Raw genomic sequence first — 18,000 nt, forward strand, 5'->3', positions numbered from 1 at the left:
CGCAATGAAGACGAAGACAAAGAAGTTGACGGCCGCCGTCGCCGTGTTGCTGGCCGCGGCCGGTGCCGGCCTGGCCTGGCAGCAAGGCCTGGCACAGCCCGGGCCGCCGCAAAGAGACATGCCGCTGGACGCGACGATGCGGCAGGAAGTCGTCACGCAACTGAACGCGCAGATGCAGCGTCACTATGTGGACGAGGCCAAGGCGGCGCAGCTTGCGCAGGCGCTACAGGCCCGCCTGCAGCAAGGCGATTTCGACCGCATCACCAGCGCGCAAAAGCTGGCCGAAACCCTGACCGAGGCGATGCAGCAGCAACTGCACGACAAGCACCTGGAGGTGCGCTACTTCGAGAAGGCCATTCCCGAAGACACGGGCCAGGACCAGACGCAAGAAGAACAGGCCAGGGACCTCGTCGAATGGCAGCGCTTCAACTTCGGCTTTGCCGGCTTGAGCCGGCTGCGCGGCAACATCGGCTACCTGGACCTGCGCCAGTTCGGCCGGCCGGCATTCGTCGCCGGCCGGATCGAAGCCGCGATGACGCTGCTGGCCGACACGCAGGCGCTGGTCATCGACTTGCGCCACAACGAAGGCGGCGACCCGGACAGCGTGATGATGCTGGCCAGCTACCTGTTCGACCAGCCCACGCACCTGAACGACATCGTCTGGCCGCGGGACAACAACCGCACCGATGCGCGCTGGACCACCGCGCAGGTGCCCGGCAAGCGCTACGGCCAGGCGCGCCCGGTCTACCTGCTGACCAGCGAGGACACCTTCTCGGCCGGCGAGGATTTCGCGATGGCGCTGAAGGACACCGGCCGCGCGACGCTGGTCGGCGAAGTGACCGGCGGTGGCGCCCACCCCGGCGACCGCCGCCGGCTGACTTCGCACTTCATGATGAACGTGCCCGCCGGCCGCACGGTGAGCCCGGTCACACACACCGACTGGGAAGGCGTGGGCGTGAAGCCTCACATTGAGGTCTCTGAAAAGAAAGCGCTGGACGTGGCCCAGGTTGAGATCCTGAAGCGGCTGATCGCCGCCGAGAAAGACGCAGACTGGCAGCAGCGGCTCAAGCGCCGGCTGGCCGAGTTGGACTGATCAGCCGCCTTCGACCAGCGCCAACGCACCGCCGACCAGCCGGTAGCGCTCACCGCTGGCCGGGCATACGGCCTCGGCGCCATCCACCGCGCGCACTGGCAGCGCCAGCTTTTCGCCATGGCGGCTGATCCAGCCGGTCTGCTTGGCCGGCACGCCGGTCACCAGTGCAAACGCCGGTACGTCCTTGGTGACAACCGCACCAGCGCCGACGAAGGCGCATTCACCCACGGTCACGCCGCAGACCAGCGTGCTGTTCGCACCCAGCGAAGCGCCGCGCTTGACCAGCGTGCGCCGGTACTCGGCCTTGCGCGGCACGGCGGCGCGCGGGTTGAAGACGTTGGTGAAAACCACGCTGGGGCCGACGAACACATCGTCTTCCAGCGTCACCGCGTCATAGACCGAAACATTGTTCTGGACCTTCACGCCGTGGCCGATGGTGACATCGTTGGCCACGAACACGTTCTGCCCCAGCGAGCAGTTCTCGCCAATGCGTGCCCCGGTGCAAACGTGGCTGAAGTGCCAGACCTTGGTGCCGGCGCCGAGCTGCGCGCCATCGTCGACGATGGCGCTATCGTGAGCCCAGAAATCTTTGCTCATCGCTTCAGGAACGGATGCGCATCCGTGCCCAGCGCTGCAGCGCTGGCCGTGCGGATCGCGGCGACCGTCTCGATGCAATGCCGAGCGTCAGCCAGCCCGTAGCCGCGGCCGGCTAGGATCTCGCGGTAGCTCACGGTGTGCAGGTCAGTGAAGCCTTCGGAGAACTCGAGCTGCTCGCCGGAGATGTCGATGTTGCGGAAGGTGGTCTTCTTGCCCTGGACGTCCGACGGCAGGTCGTTCGCGTCAATCGACAGGAACCAGCGCACGCGCGCCCGTTCGTACTCCAGGAAGCCAGCGGCGCGCGCGTCTTCGTTCAGGTGCACCACACTGTGCTGCAGCTGGCCGAAGATGAAGTGCAGCATGTCGAAGAAGTGCACCCCTATGTTGGTCGCCACGCCAAAGCTCTTGCGCGGATCGCCCTTCCAGCTCTGCGCGTACCACTTGCCGCGCGAGGTGATGTAGGTGAGCTCGACGTCGAACTTGGTGTCCTTGGGGGCAGCGGCGACCTTGTCGCGCAGCTTCAGGATCGCGTCGTGGTGGCGCAGCTGCAGGATGTTGAAGACACGCTTGCCGGTCTCGGCCTCGACACGCTCCAGCTCATCCAGCAGCGCCACGGTAGGCACCAGCGGCTTTTCGCAGATCACGTCGGCACCCAGGCGCAGGCCGGCGGCGATGTGCGGATGGTGCAGGTGGTTGGGGCTGCAGACGGCCACAAAGTCCAGCGCCTCAGCCGGCGTGCGCTTGCGCTGGTTCGCATGTTCCAGGAAACACTCGAACTCGGTGAAGAACTCGGCCTGCGGGTGCAGGCTGTCGATGATGCCGACCGAGTCGTTGATGTCGTAGGCGACAGCCAGCGTCTGGCCCAGGTCCTTGATGGCCCGCATGTGGCGCGGCGCGATGTAGCCGGCGGCGCCGATCAGGGCGAAGTTTTTCTGGGTCATGGCAAGAGGTTGAGAGTTTCTCGGACGTGTCCGAGCGGTGCGCCAGAACGTGTCCGATCAAGGCGCAAAGCACAGCCATAGCTCGCGCTATGGCGAGCATTTGCAACGCCGAGCGGGCGCGTTATGGCGTGACGAGCGGGCATGGTCGAGAGACTGTCAACCTCTATAGGCGGAACACGCTGACGCCGGCTGCGGCCAGTTCGTCGCGCGGGAACAGGGCTTTCACGTCGGCCAGCACCGGCTGCTCACCGCGCAGCATCGTGCGCAACTGCGGCACGGTCAGCGCGCGGTATTCGCGGTGCGCCACGGCGACGACCAGTGCGTCGAATGGCGCCTCGGTCGCCGGCTCGGCCAGCGCGAAGCCGCATTCGTGCTGCACCTCGGCGGCGTCGGCCCAGGAGTCCATCACGACCACGGTGGTGCCGTGGTCGCGCAGCTCGCGCACAAGGTCCACCACCTTGGAGTTGCGGATGTCCGGGCAGTTTTCCTTGAAGGTGATGCCCAGCACGCCAACGCGGCAGCGCGGCACGTCCATGCCTTTTTGCAGCATCAGCTTGACGGTGTTGCGCGCGACGTAGCGGCCCATGTTGTCATTGATGCGCCGTCCCGCCAGGATGACCTGCGGGATGTAGCCGTGCTGCTCGGCCTTGTAGGTCAGGTAGTACGGGTCCACGCCAATGCAGTGGCCGCCCACCAGGCCCGGCCGGAACGGCAGGAAATTCCACTTGCTGCCGGCTGCGGCCAGCACCTCCGCCGTGTCGATGCCCATGCGGGCGAACAGCACCGAAAGCTCGTTCATCAGCGCAATGTTCAGGTCGCGCTGGGTGTTCTCGATCACCTTGGCGGCCTCGGCCACCTTGATGCTGGGCGCGCGGTGCACGCCGGCGGTGACGACAGACGCGTAGACCTCGGCAACAACGTCCAGCGTGGCGGCGTCGCAGCCGGAAACCACCTTCTTGATCGTCTCGAAACGGTGCTCGCGGTCGCCAGGGTTGATGCGCTCAGGGCTGTAGCCGCAGAAGAAGTCCACGCCGTGCTTCAGGCCGGAGACCTGCTCCAGCACCGGCACGCAGTCTTCCTCGGTGGCGCCAGGGTACACGGTGGACTCGTAGACGACGATGTCGCCCTTCTTCAGCGCCTGGCCCACGCTGCGCGATGCCGAGATCAGCGGCGACAGGTCCGGCTTGTTGGCCTTGTCGACCGGCGTGGGCACGGCGACGATGAAAAAGTCCGCAGCGCGCAGGTCGGCGATGTCGGCTGTGTAGCGGATGTCTGCGGCGCGCAGGGCCTCGGGCGTGACTTCGCCAGTGCGGTCATGGCCGGCCTTTAGCTCGGCCACGCGGCTGGCCTGGATGTCGAAGCCGACCACAGGGTGGCTGCGGCCAAAGGCCACGGCGACCGGCAGGCCGACATAGCCCAGACCGACCACGGCAAGTTTGCGATGCATGAGGAAAGAGGCCGAAGCGGCGCCCAGGCGTGTCAAAGCCGGCGATTTTAGGACCGGGCGCTGCGACGCCCCGGCACGGCCGCTTAAAATCGCGGGTTCTTCCGGTGGCGCCCCGGCTTGACGCCCGCCACCGATCCTGTTGTTCCCCGCGAGACGCACCCTGCGCCCTCGCCTGCCTGCCCTGTGCCATGAGCCACGACACCCAGCCTCCCGCGCCGCCCGATGACAACCAGCTGATCGCCGAACGCCGCGAGAAACTGGCGGGGATGCGCGCGCAGGCCAAGGCCGCCGGCACGGCCGTGTTCCCGAACGACTTCAAGCCCGAGCACCGTGCCGCAGCGCTGCACGAGGCCTACGACAGCCTGGCCAACGAGGCGCTGGAGCCGCAGGCGGTGAAGGTCAGCGTGGCGGGCCGCATGATGCTCAAGCGCGTGATGGGCAAGGCCTGTTTCGCCACGGTGCAGGATGCCACTGGCCGCATCCAGTTCTACATCACGCAGGACGCCGTCGGCCCCGAAGTGCTGGCCGCCTTCAAGCAGTGGGACCTGGGTGACATCCTGGCCTGCGAAGGCACGCTGTTCAAGACCAAGACCGGCGAGCTGTCGGTCAAGGCCACGTCCATCCGCATGTTGACCAAGAGCCTGCGGCCGTTGCCCAGCGACTTCTACGGCATGGCCGACCAGGAGCAGAAGTACCGCCAGCGCTACGTCGACCTGATCACCGACGAAAAGGCGCGCAACCGCTTCGCCGCGCGCAGCAAGGCCCTGAGCTCGATCCGCCAGTTCATGGTGGCCAACCAGTTCATGGAAGTCGAAACGCCGATGCTGCACCCGATCCCGGGTGGCGCGAACGCCCGGCCTTTCGTGACGCACCACAACGCGCTGGACCAGGAAATGTTCCTGCGCATCGCGCCCGAGCTGTACCTGAAGCGCCTGATCGTCGGCGGCTTCGAGCGGGTGTTCGAGATCAACCGCAGCTTCCGCAATGAAGGCATCTCGGTTCGGCACAACCCCGAATTCACGATGATGGAGTTCTATGCGGCCTTCTGGAACCACCACGACCTGATGGACTTCACCGAAGGCGTGCTGCGCCATGCGGCCGAGCAGGCCACCGGCTCTGCCCGCGTGACCTACGCCGGCAAGGAAGTGCACCTGGACCAGCCGTTTGCCCGCCTGTCGGTGCGTGACTCATTGGTTGCCCACGCCGGGCTGACGGAAGCCGAGGCCGACTCGGCCGAAGCCGTGCACGCGGCGCTGAAGCGCCTGGGCGAAGAGCCGCCCAAGCACTGGGGCCTGGCACAGCTGCAGTTCGGCCTGTTCGAGGCTGCGGTGGAAGAAAAGCTCTGGCAGCCGACCTTCATCATCGACTATCCGGTCGAGGTGAGCCCGCTGGCCCGGGCGTCGGATGCCAACCCGGCCATCACCGAACGTTTCGAGTTGTTCATCACCGGCCGCGAATACGCCAATGGTTTCTCGGAGCTGAACGACGCCGAGGACCAGGCTGCACGCTTCCAGTCGCAAGTGGCCAACAAGGACGCCGGCGACGAAGAAGCCATGTTCTATGACGCCGACTTCATCCGCGCGCTGGAATACGGCATGCCGCCGACGGGTGGCTGCGGCATCGGCATCGACCGGCTGATGATGCTGCTGACCGATTCGCCCAGTATCCGCGACGTGATCCTCTTCCCTGCGCTGCGCCGCGAAGGTTAAGAAAGCGCAAGAAGGGAACGCGCGGCGGCGTTTTCGAGTCTGCATTCAGTGCTTTTGCCTTTTGCAGTAGACCTGGGTAAGGACCGATGAACCACAACGCCGACATTGCCACCCCGCTGCTGGCGGAAGAGGCCGCATGGCAAGGCCCGGACGGCCTGGCCGCGCTGGAAGAGAGGCTGTGGCAGGAACTCAGCCTGGCGGCGGCGACCAAGGGCCATGGCTGGCGCATTGCCGCGCTGGCCACCGTCGGGCCGGACGGCCTGCCGGATGCGCGCAACGTGGTGCTGCGGGAGGTGGACCCTGCGATGCGCCGGCTGTGCTTCTTCACCGATGCTCGCGCACCCAAGGTGACTCACCTGCGTCACCAGCCGCAAGCGGTGCTGCTGATGTGGTGCCCGCGCCTGGCCTGGCAACTGCGGTTGACGTTGAATTGCGAGGTGCAGGAGGAAGGCCTGGCTGCCTCTTCGCGCTGGGCCCAGCTGAAGCTGACGCCTGCCGCACTGGACTACCTGTCACAGCGCGCCCCTGGTACCACGCTGGCGCCGCAGGACTTGCCCACCGCGATGGACCCGGCCGCTCTGGCGGCCAGCGCAGCGCTGCAGGCACCCGCGCTCAGCAACCGTGAATACTTTGCGATGGTGATGGGCGAGGTCCGCAAGCTGGACTGGTTGGGCCTGGCACCCGGCGGCCACCGGCGCGCCCAGTTCTCGGCAGGTGCCGAGCCTTGCTGGCTGCAACCGTGACGAAGAAGCCCTGACGGGGCGCCTCGTTCAGAAATCCATCGCGGCCAGCAGCGCGTCGACGTCGTCCTGCTGCATCGCGCGGTCCGGCGTCTGCACGCCTGCCAGCTCGGGCTGCACGATGTCTGCCTCGCTCCAGCCGCTGGGCAGTTCGTCTTCGACGATGTGGCGCAGTTCGGCCTCGGCACGCAGCAGGATGTCGGTGACCTTCTTGATGACCTGGCCGGACAAGTCCTGGAAATCCTGGGCCATCATGATGTCGGTCAGGCAGTCGTTCTGCTGACGGGCGAACTTGGTGGTGTTGTCGACGTAGTCGGCACACATGCGCATCAAGGCCCGCGCCTTTTCGACGGTCATCTCGGGTTGGTCGGCCTGGCGGCGCATCACCGCCGCCAGGTCTTCGCCCCGCTTGACCAGTTGCTCGCAGGCCGGCTTGGCGGCGTCGATGGATGCCAGCACCTTGTTGGCGGCCTTCTCTGTCATCTTGCCGACATATTCCAGCCGCTCGCAAGCGTCCGGCATTTCGCGGCTGACCTGGCGAAGCTCGGCGGCGACCGGCGGGCGCGAGGCTTGGGGACACGGGGAAGGGATGGCGGCGTGGGCTGCGTCGACCTGCATGGCGATGTTCCAGATCTCAGTCTGATGATGAGTCCTTATCGGCCTCACCCCAGCAGGATTAAGCTGCCGAATTGCAGCATTTCCTGGCCCGCCTTCCCAACCCCCACCAGCGCACCTCAACGGTGCTTGAACGCGGGCTTGCGCTTGGCCAGGAAGGCGTCCATGCCCTCGCGCTGGTCCTCGGTGCCAAACAGCGAATGGAACACCCGGCGTTCGGCCTTCACGCCCGAGGACAGGCCGCTCTCGAAGGCTTCGTTGACCAGCTCCTTGGTCAGCGCGATGCTGGGCGCGCCCAGCGCGTTGATCAGCTCTGCCGTGGCAAAGGCCTCGTCCAGCAGGCCGGCAAGCGGCACGATGCGCGAAACCAGGCCGGCCCGCTCGGCTTCCTCGGCGCCCATCATGCGGCCGGTCAGCAGCATGTCCATGGCCTTGGCCTTGCCGACCGCGCGCGGCAGGCGCTGGGTGCCGCCAGCCCCCGGCACGATGCCCAGCTTGATCTCGGGCTGGCCGAATTTGGCGTTGTCGGCTGCCAGCACGATGTCGCACATCATCGCCACCTCGCAGCCACCGCCCAGCGCAAAGCCTGCCACTGCGGCGATCACCGGCTTCTTCACCTGGCGGATGGTTTCCCAGTTGCGCGAGATGTAACCGGCCTTCCAGGCGTCCATGTGGCCCAGCGTGGCCATCGCGGCAATGTCGGCACCGGCGGCAAATGCCTTTTCGCTGCCGGTGACGATGATGCAGCCAATGCCGTCATCGGCGTCGAAGGCCAGCAGCGCCGCGCCCAGTTCGTCCATGAGCCGGTCGTTCAGCGCATTCATCTGCTTGGGCCGGTTCAGCGTGATCAGCCCGGTCTTCAGCGCGCTCTCGCCGCGCACCTCGGTCATGATGCATTCGTAGTCCATCAGGGTCTCCTGGCTCTTACTCGAAAAACACAAGGCTAGCCGAAGCCAAAGGAATTGAGCGAGGCTTACGTGATCGCCATGCGTGCAGCGCGCCGCGGTCCAGCGCCGGGCCGCCCCAAGCGGACCGCGCAACCCGCTCGGCGGGTGGGCCTGCGTACCCGCAGGACAGGGTGCGTCATTTCGACTGCAGCGGCGAACCTTCGAGCACCATGTCGAGCACGATGTTCGGGTCCTGCTGCATCGTCACCTTGACCGGCAGGTACTGCAGGCTGGGCGCGATCCACATCGTGATCAGCAGCTCGTTGGCCTTGCGGTTCGCCAACTCGGGCTTGAGCATGTAGGCCTGCACCGGGCCCATCGGCAGTTGCAGGATCTCTGGTGGCTGCACGATGTAGCGCCAGACGCCCAGGCGCCGCGTCAGCGCCAGCGGCACCTCCAGCACCTGGCCGGGCTTGAGCAGCTCGGGGTGGGTCAGGAACCACCAGGAGGTCTGCACGAACTGGCTGGACGAGTCCTGCAGGCCAGGCACGACGGCCGCGGTCTTGCCGTTGGTGAACTCCACGCGACCGTTGCGGAACAGCACGGTTTCGCGCCGGGTGGACATCATCAGCGCCTCGGTTTCCTGGTCGAAGCGTTGTGGCACCAGGCCTTCGGGGCCGAGCAGCCCGTCGCTGAGCAGGCGGCGCTCGACCAGCCCCGGCACCTTGGCAACCACCCGCACCTGGTAGCGCTCGGCTTGGCGCAGCCATTCGACCCGGGCGCTGCCGTAGATCGGCCGCACGCTGTAGTTGGACAGTGTCAGGTGATAGCTCAGCCGGGTCGACGGCGGCCAGTCGAAAGCCTCCGGCGCCGAGGCGGCGGAAGCGGCGCTGACCACCACGGGCGCGGACGCAGGCTCGCTGGCCGCGGAGGCCGCCTCGGCGACCACCGGTGGCGCTTCAGCCGCCGCCAGCTCCGGCTGCGACGCGCCGACGTCCGGCAGGTCCGGCGCCATGGCCGGATCGGCCCGCGCGGTTTCGGGCTCGGGGGCGGACGCGGCAGGCCGCGGCACGGCGGCGGCGGGCTTGGGCCGAGGACGCGGCGCGGGCGGCGGTGCCACGGCCACCGGCGGCAGGCTGGGCGCCAGCGTCTTGACAAAAGCCACCTCGATGGCCGCAGGCGACTTGTCAGACGCACCTTCGCCCAGCCGGTCCCGCAACACCCCGTTGGCCAGCCACAAATGCAGCCCAAGCACGGCAGGCACCAGCACGCACAGCGCCGCTCGGCGCCGCCGCGAAGGCTTGGCGGACGTCACCTGGTGTTCACCTGTTCACTGGCCATCGGCAGGTGGCCGGCAGCCGATGAGGCCACCTTGCCCGCCTGCATCTTGCGCCGAGGCCGCGCTCAGCGACCCAGCCAGGCCTGGCGCAAAGCCAGCGCTGCGGTCTCGGGCTTGTCGACCAGCGACAGCGTGAGCGGCGCGGCCAGCGGCGTGGCCGCGGGTTTCAGCGTCAGTTCGCGCAGGCGCTGGCCACGCACCAGCGTCAGCTGCATCGCGGCGCCCGGGGCGACCCAAGAGCGCGCGTCGTCGAAGCGGCGAATGCGCCAGCCGTCGATGGCCAGCAGTTCGTCGCCTGCCGACAGGCCTGCCGCTGCGGCGGCACTGCCGGCCAGCACGCCCTTGACCTGCACGCCGGTGATGGGCCCTTCGCTGAGCTTGAGCCCGAACGACGGCGCCCAGCCTGCGGCTTCGCTGCCCTGGCCGACGCCAGCCGCGGCCAGAGCAGCCAACAGCGGCAGCTCGCCACGGCCATGCACCCAGCTGCGCAGTTCGTCGGCCAATGCGGCGCTGTCCAGCTCGGTGACCGCGGCGAACACGGCTTCTTCTGTGACGCCACTGGCCAGGTGCTGCGCCCACAGGTGGCGCATCAAGTCGTCCAGCGTGGTCTTGCCGTTGGCGCGCAAGCGCAGGTCCAGCAGCAAGGCGATCAGCGAGCCCTTGGTGTAGTAGCTGATGGTCGAGTTCGGCGTGTTCTCGTCGCTGCGGTAGTACTTGACCCAGGCATCGAAGCTGGACTGGGCCACGCTCTGAACCTGGCGGCCTGGCGACGCGGCCACGCCGTTGACGGTGCGGGCCAGCAGCTTCAGGTAGCGCGGCGCGTCCAGGATGCCGGCACGCACCAGCATCAGGTCGTCGTAGTAGGAGGTGAAGCCCTCGAACAGCCACAGCAGCTGGGTGTAGTTTTCCTGCGTGTAGTCGTAGCGCAGGAACTCACGCGGCTTCAGGCGCTTGACGTTCCAGGTGTGGAAATACTCGTGGCTGATCAGGCCCAGCAGCGTCAGGTAACCGTCCGGCAGGCCTTCCATGCCGGCGCGCGGCAGGTCGCGGCGGTTGGCGATCAAGGCGGTGCTGGCACGGTGCTCCAGTCCGCCATAGCCATCTTCCACCGCGTTCAGCATGAACACATAGTGCTTGAACGGCGGCTTCTTCTTGCCGTGCCAGAAGCCGATCTGCGTTGCGCAGATGCGCTTGGTGTCGGCCAGCAGGCGCTCGCCGTCGAAGCCCGGCCAGGCACCGGAGACGACAAACTCGTGCCGCGCGCCATTCGTCTCGAACTCGCCGCGCCAGAACGTGCCCAGCTCGAACGGGTGGTCGACCAGCTCGTCGTAGTCGGCGCTCAGGTAGCTGCGCTTGCCTTCGGCCACCGGCATGGCCGTTGCCACGTCCCAGCCCTTGGGCAGCGTGCCGATCTGCACCTGGTGCGGCTGCGCTTCCTGGCCGTGCACACGAAGGCACAGGCTGGTGGCGTTGAAGAAGCCGCGGCTGTCGTCCAGGTAGGCGGTGCGCACCGAGGTGTCGAAGGCATAGGCCTCGTACTGCACGGTGAGCGTGCCGCGGCCCTTGCAGGCGGCGCGCCAGGTGGTCTTGTCCAGTTGCTCCAGCAGCACCGGCTGCTTGCCCTGCGTGGCTTGCAGCTGGCTCAGGTGGCGGCCGAACTCGCGCACCATGTAGCTGCCCGGGATCCACACCGGCAGGCTCAGCGTGGTTTCGGCTTCGGGTGCCGGCACGCTCAGCGTGACGCGAAAACGGTGCGTGGCCGCGTCGGCCACGTCAATGCGGTAGGCAATCATCGTTCAGTGGGTGTCTGACGGAGGGTCCGCCGAAGCTCAGGCGCCAGCGGCACCGAGGAAGCAGCACAGCGCTGCGAGCATGCTCAGGCGAAAACGCAGCGTCAGCCAGTGGGCCATGCCGCCTGCGGGATACAAGCGGCGGTCGACCAGGTAGCAGACCACCAGCGCCAGACCCAGCAAGGCCAGCCCCGCCGAAGCCGGCATCGCCATGCCGACACCGGCGACGATGGGCGGCACCACCGCCCAGCCGAAACTGCGCGGCGCCTGAGGATCGACACGCATCGCCAGGCCCCAGTGGATGCCACCGAGGAAGGCCACGATGACCCCCGCGTAGCTGGCCAGGACCAGGGCCAGGCGTTCCCGGTCCTCGCCTTGCAGGTTCCAGATCACCAGCGCACCGAGGAAAAACGGCAGCAGGCCCAGGTACGCAAGCAAGCGGGCCCTCGGCGGCGGCTCGGCCGCCTCTGGCAAGGTGGGGTGGGCAGGACCGGAGGCGGACAGGAGGCTCATGAACCGCCATTGTGACCGCATGTCAAGCTGCGGCAACGGCTGCCGCGCAACACCGAAGCGGGAAAAAGACAGGCTTCCCACCGCTTCCTTTGGCCAGGTTTCCGGGCCGGTGCTCAGCCCTTGCTGCTGCTGACCTTCTGGGCGCCCAGTTGCTTCTCGATGGCCGCGGCCGGCATCGCGCCCGGCGAACGAGTGCCGTCTTCGAAGACGATGGCCGGCGTGCCGTTGACCTTGTACTTGCGCGCCAGCTCGGAATTGCGGCTGATGGCGGTGGAATCGCACTCGCCAATCGACTTCGGCGGCTGCGCGCCGTCGATCATCCAGTTGCGCCAGGTCTTCATCGAATCCTTGGCGCACCAGATGTCACGCGACTTGGCAGGCGAATCGCCGCCCAGGATGGGAATGACGTAGGTGTAGATCGTCACGTCCTTCAGCGTCAGCAAGTCCTTTTCCAGGCGCTTGCAGTAGCCGCAGTTCGGGTCGGCAAAGACGGCGATCTTGCGGGCGCCGGTGCCCTGCTTGACCACCAGTGCGTCCTTGACCGGCAGCTGGTCGAAGTCGATGGCGGTCAGCTTGTCGATGCGGGCCTTGGTCAGGTCGCTCTTGGTCTTGGTCTCGAACAGCGAGCCTTCGATGATGTAGTTGCCGGTGTCGTCGCTGTAGACCACGTCGGTGCCCATGCGCACCTCCCACAGCCCGGGCATCGAGGTCTTGCTGATCTCGTCGATCTTGGGCAGGTTGGGCATGCGGTCGGCCAGGGTCTTGCGGATCGCGGCTTCATCGGCCAGCGCGGTGCCGGCGAAGGCCAGCGACAACGCGCCCAGCAATGCGGCGGTGGCCGCGCGAGAGAAGGAAGTCATTTCAGGTCCTGGTGGGGCTTAGACATCCAGCGCGTGGCTGGCGAGCCAGCGCTTCACCGGCGCCAGCTGGTTGACGAGACTCAGGCCGCGGTTGCGAAGTTCCCGCAGCCCTGGGTGATCGGGCGTGAACAAATTCCATAAACCATCGGTGGCGCGCGCCATGGCCCACTGGGCCGGGCCGCGGCGGCGGGCGTAGCGGCGCAGCAGCGCAGCGTCGCCGAGGCCGCGCCAGGATTCGCGCTCGGCCAGCACCTGCGCCAGCGCGGCCACGTCGGCCAGGCCCAGGTTCAGGCCCTGGCCGGCCAGCGGGTGCACCTGGTGGGCGGCGTCGCCCAGCAGCGCCCAGCCGGGGCCGGTGACAGCGTCCGCCTGGCCGATGGCCAGCGGCCAGCTCATGCGTTCGCTGGCCAGCTTCAGCGTGCCGGCAGCACCGGCTGTGGCCTGGTTCAGCGCCGCTTCGAATTCGGCCACCGGCGCGGCCAGCCACTGCTCGGCCTGCGCCTCGGGCAGCGACCAGACCAGGCCGTAGGCATGTTGCGGCTGCGGCCGGTCAAACGGCAGCAGCGCCAGGATGTCCGGGCTGCGGAACCATTGCAGCGCAGTGCCGCCGTGTGGCCGGTCGCTTACCAGCCGGGCCGCGATTGCGCGGTGGCCGTAGGCATGGCGCTCGAAACCCACGCCACGCCGCTCCCGTTCGATCGAGGCCTTGCCTTCGGCGATCAGCGTCAGCGGCGCATTGCCGGGTTCGGGCTGCAGCGTGACCAGCGGCGCGAAGCTCGCGGCCGATTCCAGCACCGCTTCCAGCGCTGCCGCGTCAACGATCCAGGCCAGTGCCGGCACCGCCTGCTGCCAGGCGGAAAACTCGATGGCTGCGCCATGCGCGTCGCCATGCACCCGCATGTCCAGCACCGCGCTGCGGGCGTCTTCCGGCAACGCTTGCCAGGCTCGCAGGCCTTCCAGCAGCGTGACCGAAGCCGGGTTCAGCGCGTAAGCCCGCACGTCCGGACGTCGCTCGCTGGCTTCTGCCGGCGGTTTGGCCTGCAGCGCCACACGCAGGCCCTGGCGGGCCAGGCTCAGCGCCATGGCACGGCTGACAATGCCGGAGCCCAGGATGCGCACGTCGAAAGCGGTCATACGGCCATTGTAGGGACGCCCTAAAATCCTTCTTTTGACAGTGCCGCGACGGTTTTCTTTCAGCGACGAACGGAGATTCGCCTGCAGGCCTGTCCCTCTCTCTCCTCTCCGAAAGTCCCCCATGAGCCTGAAGTGCGGCATCGTCGGCTTGCCCAATGTTGGCAAGTCCACCCTTTTCAATGCCCTGACCAAGGCCGGCATCGCTGCCGAGAACTACCCCTTCTGCACCATCGAGCCCAATGTGGGCGTGGTGGAACTGCCGGACCCGCGGCTGCAGGCGCTGGCCGAGATCGTCAAGCCCGAGCGCATCCTGCCGGCCATCGTCGAGTTCGTCGACATTGCGGGCCTGGTGGCCGGCGCCAGCAAGGGCGAAGGCCTGGGCAACCAGTTCCTGAGCCACATCCGCGAGACGGACGCCATCGTCAACGTGGTGCGCTGCTTCGAAGACGAGAACGTGATCCACGTCAACGGCAAGGTCGACCCGATCTCCGACATCGAGGTCATCCAGACGGAGCTGTGCCTGGCCGACCTGGGCACTGTCGAGAAAAGCCTGCACCGCTACAACAAGAACGCCCGCTCGGGCGACAAGGAAGCCGCGGCACTGGTCAAGATCCTGGAGAAGTGCCAGGCCGCGCTGGACCAGGCCCAGCCGGTGCGCGCCATTCCTTTCAGCAAGGAAGAGTGGGTGCTGGTCAAGCCGCTGTGCCTGATCACCGCCAAGCCGGCGATGTTCGTCGGCAACGTGGATGAATCCGGCTTCGAGAACAACCCCTTCCTGGACCGCCTGAAGGAATACGCCGCCAAGCAGAACGCCCCGGTCGTCGCGATCTGCGCCAAGACCGAAGCCGAGCTGTCGGAAATGGAAGACGAGGACCGCACGCTGTTCCTGGCCGAGATGGGCCAGGACGAACCGGGCCTGAACCGGCTGATCCGCGCTGCGTTCAAGCTGCTGGGCCTGCAGACCTATTTCACCGCCGGCGTGAAGGAAGTGCGCGCCTGGACCATCCACATCGGCGACACCGCGCCGCAGGCGGCAGGCGTGATCCACACCGACTTCGAACGCGGCTTCATCCGCGCCCAGACCATCGCCTATGACGACTTCATCAAGTTCAAGGGCGAACAAGGCGCGAAGGACGCCGGCAAGATGCGCGCCGAAGGCAAGGAATACGTCGTCAAGGACGGCGACGTGCTGAACTTCCTGTTCAACGTCTGAGATAGATCGAAGGACCGGCGGCTCGAACCGCCGGCCGCCCGCAACGACCATCGCCCACGATGGCAGCGGGCAGCAGAGCCAGTTTTTCAAGAGGGAGGAACCCATGTACACCACCGCCACGCCGTGGCAGCGCCTGCTGCCCGCCCTGCTGCTGTCGGCAGCGGCTTTTTCGGCCCACGCGCAGGACAAGCCTGCCGAATCTGCCCGCGCGACCGAGGCCGCCCAGGCCTGGAGCGAAGCCCGCGGCGTCGCCAAGGCCGGCCCGCAGGACATCGCGCTGGCCGGCCAGGCCACGCTGCACCTGCCTGCCGGCGAGGTCTTCATTCCGCAGCCGCAAGCCGCCAGGGTCATGCGGGCCATGGGCAACCCGGGCGAATACTCGGACCTGCAAGGCCTGGTCTTCCCCAAGGGCGAAGGCGACTGGTTTGCCACGCTGCGCTACGAGGCCTCGGGCTACGTGAAGGATGGCGACGCCAAGGAGTGGAAGGCCGATGAGCTGCTGCAGTCCTACCGCGAAGGCACCGAAGCCAGCAACCAGGAGCGTGTGAAGCTGGGCGTGCCGGCGATGGAGATCACCGGCTGGGCCGAGCCGCCGAAGTACGACGAGGGCACGCACCGCCTGGTCTGGGCCATGGCCTCGCGCAGCAAGGATGCGCCGGCGGGGGACGAACCCGGCGTCAACTACAACACTTATGCGCTGGGCCGCGAGGGCTACATCAGCCTGAACCTGGTGACCGCGCTGAAGTCCCTGCCAACCGACAAGGTCGAAGCGCAACGCCTGCTGGGTGCGCTGGACTTCAACGAAGGCAAGCGCTACACAGACTTCAACAGCAGCACCGACAAGGTGGCCGAATACGGCCTGGCGGCGCTGGTACTGGGCGTGGGCGCGAAGAAGCTGGGGCTGCTGGCGCTGGCATTTGCATTCGTGGCCAAGTTCGCCAAGCTGTTCTTCATCGGCACGCTGGCCTTTGGCGGCGGCATCATGAAGTTCTTCCGCCGCAACAAGGGCCCTGCAGCCTGAAACCACGGCGGAGCCGACCATGATCAAGCTGCTGTTCCTGCTGTTCTCAGGCCTGAAGTTCGGCAAGCTGCTGGCCACCGGCGGCACGATGCTGCTGTCCTTGGTGCTTTATGCCTGGGTCTACGGCTGGCGCTATGCCGCCGGCTTTGTGGTGCTGCTGTTCGTGCACGAGATGGGCCATTTCTGGGCCGCGCGGCACAAAGGCTTGAACGTCGGCCTGCCGACCTTCATTCCCTTCGTCGGCGCCTGGGTCGAACTGAAGGACCAGCCGCACAACGCCGAGACCGAGGCTTTTGTCGGCCTGGCCGGGCCGCTGTTGGGCACGGTGGGCGCGCTGGTGGCGTATTTCTTCGCTCGCGATGGCCACGACACGCACTGGCTGCTGGCGGTGGCCTACAGCGGGTTCTTCCTGAACCTGTTCAACCTGATCCCGATCTCGCCGTTCGACGGCGGCCGCATCACCGCGGTGCTGTCGCCGCGCATCTGGCTGCTGGGCGTGCCGGTGCTGGTCGCGCTGTTCCTGTGGCGGCCGAGCCCGTTGCTCATCCTGATGGCCTTGCTCGCAGCGCCGCAGGCATGGAAGGCTTGGAAGTACGACCCGAACAGCGCCGAGGCCAATGGCTACTACGCCGTGTCCACCGCGGTGAAGCTGGAATACGGCTTTTGCTACCTGGCACTGGCGGGTTTCCTGGCCGTCATGGCGCACGACGTGCACGAGATGCTCGCGCACGTCGCGGGCTGAAAGACTGGGGAAGGCGGCCGGCCTCCGTCGAAACCGGCGGCCTCCCCCACCGTCACAGGCTCACTCGGAGGCGGTTTTCTTCAGCCGCACGATCACGCCGCGGATGGTGTACGGCGAGGTCTTCTTCTTTTCCCACAGCGCGAAGGCCTTGCCGTCGGCCGAGACCAGCGGCACGTGCATGATGTCGTAGGCGCTGTTGCTGTAGCCCCGCGCTGCCAGGTAGTCCTTGGCGGTCTGTATGCCGGCTTTCTGGGTCCAGATGAAACCGCTGGACACGGGGCTGAAGTACAGCCGGCACATGCCGGTGACGATCTTGCCGTCATCGGTCAACGCGGCGGCGCTGGCCATGCCGCCCATCGTGGTGCCAGGGCACACGCCCAGGATCTCGCTCTTCCAGGTCTGCTTCTTCTCGCTCCAGCGCCACAGCGCGGCCGAGTTGAAGAAGGTGTTGGTGTCCAGGCTCTGGCCGGCCACCATCGTGCCGGCGGCGTTGACCGCTTCGGCGGTGCCTGGCAGGTCGTCCGCGGCGCCCATCACGGTCTTGCTGCCATGCGACCAGATCAGCGTGCGCCAGGTGCCACTGGTCGGGCTTTCCTCCCAGCCCACCAGCACGGTGCCGTCCTGGTTGATGGCGTTGATGCGCGACGAGCCGCCGTCGGTGGGCAGGCCCACCATGCCGCTGGCGTCGGTGTAGAAACCGTGCGCCTTGCCGCTGGTCAGCCAGTACAGGCCGCCGATGGTCTTGCCGTCCCCGGAGATGGACCAGACCGAGCTGTCGGTGGCGTCCATCACCGCACCGTCGGCCGGCAGCGGCTGGATCGTGGACCAGCCCTTTTTGCGGGTCCAGCGGCCGGCGGTGCCGTAGGTGCCGTCGTCCGACAGGATCATCGACGCGACGACCTTGCCGTCGCCCGAGATCACCGGATGGCCGCCGGACACGCCCAGCACGTCCAGCACGCTGCGTCCCAGGCGCTCGGTGGTGCCGGTCTTGTGCGACCACAGGAAGGTCTCGTAGTTGTCCAGCATGCGGCCGGTGGCGAACTTGGTGTCGGCCGACATGCCTTCCAGGTAGCAGTCGGTGCAAACCACCTGGGCCACCGCCTCCTGCGCCTGCGCGACCCAGGGCGATAGCATCGCAAACGAGGCCACCAGGCCTGCGCCTTGCATGAACTTGCGTGTATTCATCTTTCACACCTTCGAAAAGACAAGCCGACTCCGGGTCAGCCCCAACCTTGATCTGCCGCATCTAGAACTGCCGGACGCAGCGCGCCAACGCGCAATGTAACGAAACTAATGAAACGGCAAAAAATCTACAAGAGTTCTCTCAGAGATTGTCAGTCGGCTCGCTGCACGCTCCAA

17 protein-coding genes are annotated in these 18,000 nt (G+C 66.9%); 6 read left to right on the forward strand and 11 right to left on the reverse strand.

Going from position 1 to position 18,000, the window contains the following annotated elements; translation table 11 throughout:
- Positions 1-4 precede the first annotated feature (4 nt).
- Positions 5-1,093, forward strand: a complete 1,089-nt coding sequence (locus AC3WR5_RS14685) for a S41 family peptidase (protein WP_492485516.1) — start codon at positions 5-7, stop codon at positions 1,091-1,093.
- Here the strand turns inward: AC3WR5_RS14685 and AC3WR5_RS14690 are convergent, their stop codons facing one another.
- The 3 genes from AC3WR5_RS14690 to AC3WR5_RS14700 all read right to left on the reverse strand — a co-directional run bounded on the left by AC3WR5_RS14690 (position 1,094) and on the right by AC3WR5_RS14700 (position 4,078).
- A complete protein-coding gene (locus tag AC3WR5_RS14690) occupies positions 1,094-1,690 on the reverse strand; it encodes an acyltransferase (RefSeq protein ID WP_492485517.1) in 597 nt (198 codons plus the stop codon).
- Complete coding sequence (locus tag AC3WR5_RS14695) at positions 1,687-2,631, reverse strand: Gfo/Idh/MocA family protein (protein WP_492485518.1); 945 nt, start codon at positions 2,629-2,631, stop codon at positions 1,687-1,689. Before AC3WR5_RS14695 ends, AC3WR5_RS14690 begins: the two co-directional genes overlap by 4 nt.
- 163 nt (positions 2,632-2,794) lie before the next feature.
- A complete protein-coding gene (locus tag AC3WR5_RS14700; RefSeq protein WP_492485519.1) occupies positions 2,795-4,078 on the reverse strand; it encodes a nucleotide sugar dehydrogenase in 1,284 nt (427 codons plus the stop codon).
- 188 nt (positions 4,079-4,266) lie between these two features.
- Here AC3WR5_RS14700 and lysS point away from each other — a divergent pair, with 188 nt between their 5' ends.
- Positions 4,267-5,787 (forward strand): lysine--tRNA ligase, encoded by a 1,521-nt coding sequence (lysS, locus tag AC3WR5_RS14705; protein WP_492485520.1) that lies wholly within the window; start codon positions 4,267-4,269, stop codon positions 5,785-5,787.
- Positions 5,788-5,873: 86 nt separating this feature from the next.
- Positions 5,874-6,530 (forward strand): pyridoxamine 5'-phosphate oxidase family protein, encoded by a 657-nt coding sequence (locus AC3WR5_RS14710; protein WP_141287016.1) that lies wholly within the window; start codon positions 5,874-5,876, stop codon positions 6,528-6,530.
- A 27-nt stretch (positions 6,531-6,557) separates the two neighbouring features.
- On the opposite strand, the gene AC3WR5_RS14715 is transcribed toward AC3WR5_RS14710, so the two are convergent.
- From AC3WR5_RS14715 to AC3WR5_RS14745, 7 genes are all read right to left on the reverse strand, one after another.
- The gene (locus AC3WR5_RS14715; RefSeq protein ID WP_492485521.1) at positions 6,558-7,145 is read right to left on the reverse strand and encodes a protein phosphatase CheZ; all 588 of its coding nucleotides are present in this window, start codon (positions 7,143-7,145) and stop codon (positions 6,558-6,560) included.
- A 116-nt stretch (positions 7,146-7,261) separates the two neighbouring features.
- The gene (locus AC3WR5_RS14720) at positions 7,262-8,050 is read right to left on the reverse strand and encodes an enoyl-CoA hydratase (protein WP_141287012.1); all 789 of its coding nucleotides are present in this window, start codon (positions 8,048-8,050) and stop codon (positions 7,262-7,264) included.
- A gap of 175 nt (positions 8,051-8,225) precedes the next feature.
- The gene (locus tag AC3WR5_RS14725) at positions 8,226-9,344 is read right to left on the reverse strand and encodes a DUF3108 domain-containing protein (protein WP_492485522.1); all 1,119 of its coding nucleotides are present in this window, start codon (positions 9,342-9,344) and stop codon (positions 8,226-8,228) included.
- A gap of 89 nt (positions 9,345-9,433) precedes the next feature.
- The gene (locus AC3WR5_RS14730) at positions 9,434-11,161 is read right to left on the reverse strand and encodes a M61 family metallopeptidase (protein ID WP_492485523.1); all 1,728 of its coding nucleotides are present in this window, start codon (positions 11,159-11,161) and stop codon (positions 9,434-9,436) included.
- A gap of 36 nt (positions 11,162-11,197) precedes the next feature.
- A complete protein-coding gene (locus tag AC3WR5_RS14735; protein ID WP_492485524.1) occupies positions 11,198-11,671 on the reverse strand; it encodes a DUF3429 domain-containing protein in 474 nt (157 codons plus the stop codon).
- Between the two features lie 113 nt (positions 11,672-11,784).
- Positions 11,785-12,531 (reverse strand): DsbC family protein, encoded by a 747-nt coding sequence (locus AC3WR5_RS14740; protein WP_492485525.1) that lies wholly within the window; start codon positions 12,529-12,531, stop codon positions 11,785-11,787.
- A gap of 18 nt (positions 12,532-12,549) precedes the next feature.
- The gene (locus tag AC3WR5_RS14745; protein WP_492485526.1) at positions 12,550-13,665 is read right to left on the reverse strand and encodes an FAD-dependent monooxygenase; all 1,116 of its coding nucleotides are present in this window, start codon (positions 13,663-13,665) and stop codon (positions 12,550-12,552) included.
- 121 nt (positions 13,666-13,786) lie between these two features.
- Between AC3WR5_RS14745 and ychF the strand changes: the two genes are divergently transcribed.
- The 3 genes from ychF to AC3WR5_RS14760 all read left to right on the forward strand — a co-directional run bounded on the left by ychF (position 13,787) and on the right by AC3WR5_RS14760 (position 16,641).
- Complete coding sequence (gene ychF / locus AC3WR5_RS14750; protein WP_492485527.1) at positions 13,787-14,878, forward strand: redox-regulated ATPase YchF; 1,092 nt, start codon at positions 13,787-13,789, stop codon at positions 14,876-14,878.
- A 103-nt stretch (positions 14,879-14,981) separates the two neighbouring features.
- Positions 14,982-15,899: a DUF2167 domain-containing protein gene (locus AC3WR5_RS14755; protein WP_492485528.1), complete on the forward strand. Its 918-nt coding sequence runs from the start codon at positions 14,982-14,984 to the stop codon at positions 15,897-15,899.
- Positions 15,900-15,918: 19 nt separating this feature from the next.
- Positions 15,919-16,641 carry a site-2 protease family protein gene (locus AC3WR5_RS14760; RefSeq protein WP_141289296.1) on the forward strand — a complete coding sequence of 241 codons (723 nt, stop codon included), beginning with the start codon at positions 15,919-15,921 and terminating at the stop codon, positions 16,639-16,641.
- Between the two features lie 60 nt (positions 16,642-16,701).
- On the opposite strand, the gene AC3WR5_RS14765 is transcribed toward AC3WR5_RS14760, so the two are convergent.
- Entirely contained in the window at positions 16,702-17,826 is a 1,125-nt protein-coding gene (locus tag AC3WR5_RS14765; RefSeq protein WP_492485529.1) for a hypothetical protein, read from the reverse strand.
- Positions 17,827-18,000 lie beyond the last annotated feature (174 nt).

It is taken from the genome of Ideonella sp. FW305-24 (genome assembly GCF_058788035.1).

Excerpts from the sequence above, each read along its gene's own strand:
- AC3WR5_RS14730 (WP_492485523.1), bottom strand. The coding sequence starts at position 11,161 with ATGATTGCCTACCGCATTGACGTGGCCGACGCGGCCACGCACCGTTTT.
- AC3WR5_RS14755 (WP_492485528.1), top strand. The coding sequence starts at position 14,982 with ATGTACACCACCGCCACGCCGTGGCAGCGCCTGCTGCCCGCCCTGCTG.
- AC3WR5_RS14690 (WP_492485517.1), bottom strand. The coding sequence starts at position 1,690 with ATGAGCAAAGATTTCTGGGCTCACGATAGCGCCATCGTCGACGATGGC.
- AC3WR5_RS14710 (WP_141287016.1), top strand. The coding sequence starts at position 5,874 with ATGAACCACAACGCCGACATTGCCACCCCGCTGCTGGCGGAAGAGGCC.
- AC3WR5_RS14700 (WP_492485519.1), bottom strand. The coding sequence starts at position 4,078 with ATGCATCGCAAACTTGCCGTGGTCGGTCTGGGCTATGTCGGCCTGCCG.
- AC3WR5_RS14720 (WP_141287012.1), bottom strand. The coding sequence starts at position 8,050 with ATGGACTACGAATGCATCATGACCGAGGTGCGCGGCGAGAGCGCGCTG.
- AC3WR5_RS14740 (WP_492485525.1), bottom strand. The coding sequence starts at position 12,531 with ATGACTTCCTTCTCTCGCGCGGCCACCGCCGCATTGCTGGGCGCGTTG.
- AC3WR5_RS14695 (WP_492485518.1), bottom strand. The coding sequence starts at position 2,631 with ATGACCCAGAAAAACTTCGCCCTGATCGGCGCCGCCGGCTACATCGCG.
- AC3WR5_RS14735 (WP_492485524.1), bottom strand. The coding sequence starts at position 11,671 with ATGAGCCTCCTGTCCGCCTCCGGTCCTGCCCACCCCACCTTGCCAGAG.
- AC3WR5_RS14715 (WP_492485521.1), bottom strand. The coding sequence starts at position 7,145 with ATGCAGGTCGACGCAGCCCACGCCGCCATCCCTTCCCCGTGTCCCCAA.
- AC3WR5_RS14685 (WP_492485516.1), top strand. The coding sequence starts at position 5 with ATGAAGACGAAGACAAAGAAGTTGACGGCCGCCGTCGCCGTGTTGCTG.
- AC3WR5_RS14765 (WP_492485529.1), bottom strand. The coding sequence starts at position 17,826 with ATGAATACACGCAAGTTCATGCAAGGCGCAGGCCTGGTGGCCTCGTTT.
- AC3WR5_RS14745 (WP_492485526.1), bottom strand. The coding sequence starts at position 13,665 with ATGACCGCTTTCGACGTGCGCATCCTGGGCTCCGGCATTGTCAGCCGT.
- lysS (WP_492485520.1), top strand. The coding sequence starts at position 4,267 with ATGAGCCACGACACCCAGCCTCCCGCGCCGCCCGATGACAACCAGCTG.
- AC3WR5_RS14760 (WP_141289296.1), top strand. The coding sequence starts at position 15,919 with ATGATCAAGCTGCTGTTCCTGCTGTTCTCAGGCCTGAAGTTCGGCAAG.
- ychF (WP_492485527.1), top strand. The coding sequence starts at position 13,787 with ATGAGCCTGAAGTGCGGCATCGTCGGCTTGCCCAATGTTGGCAAGTCC.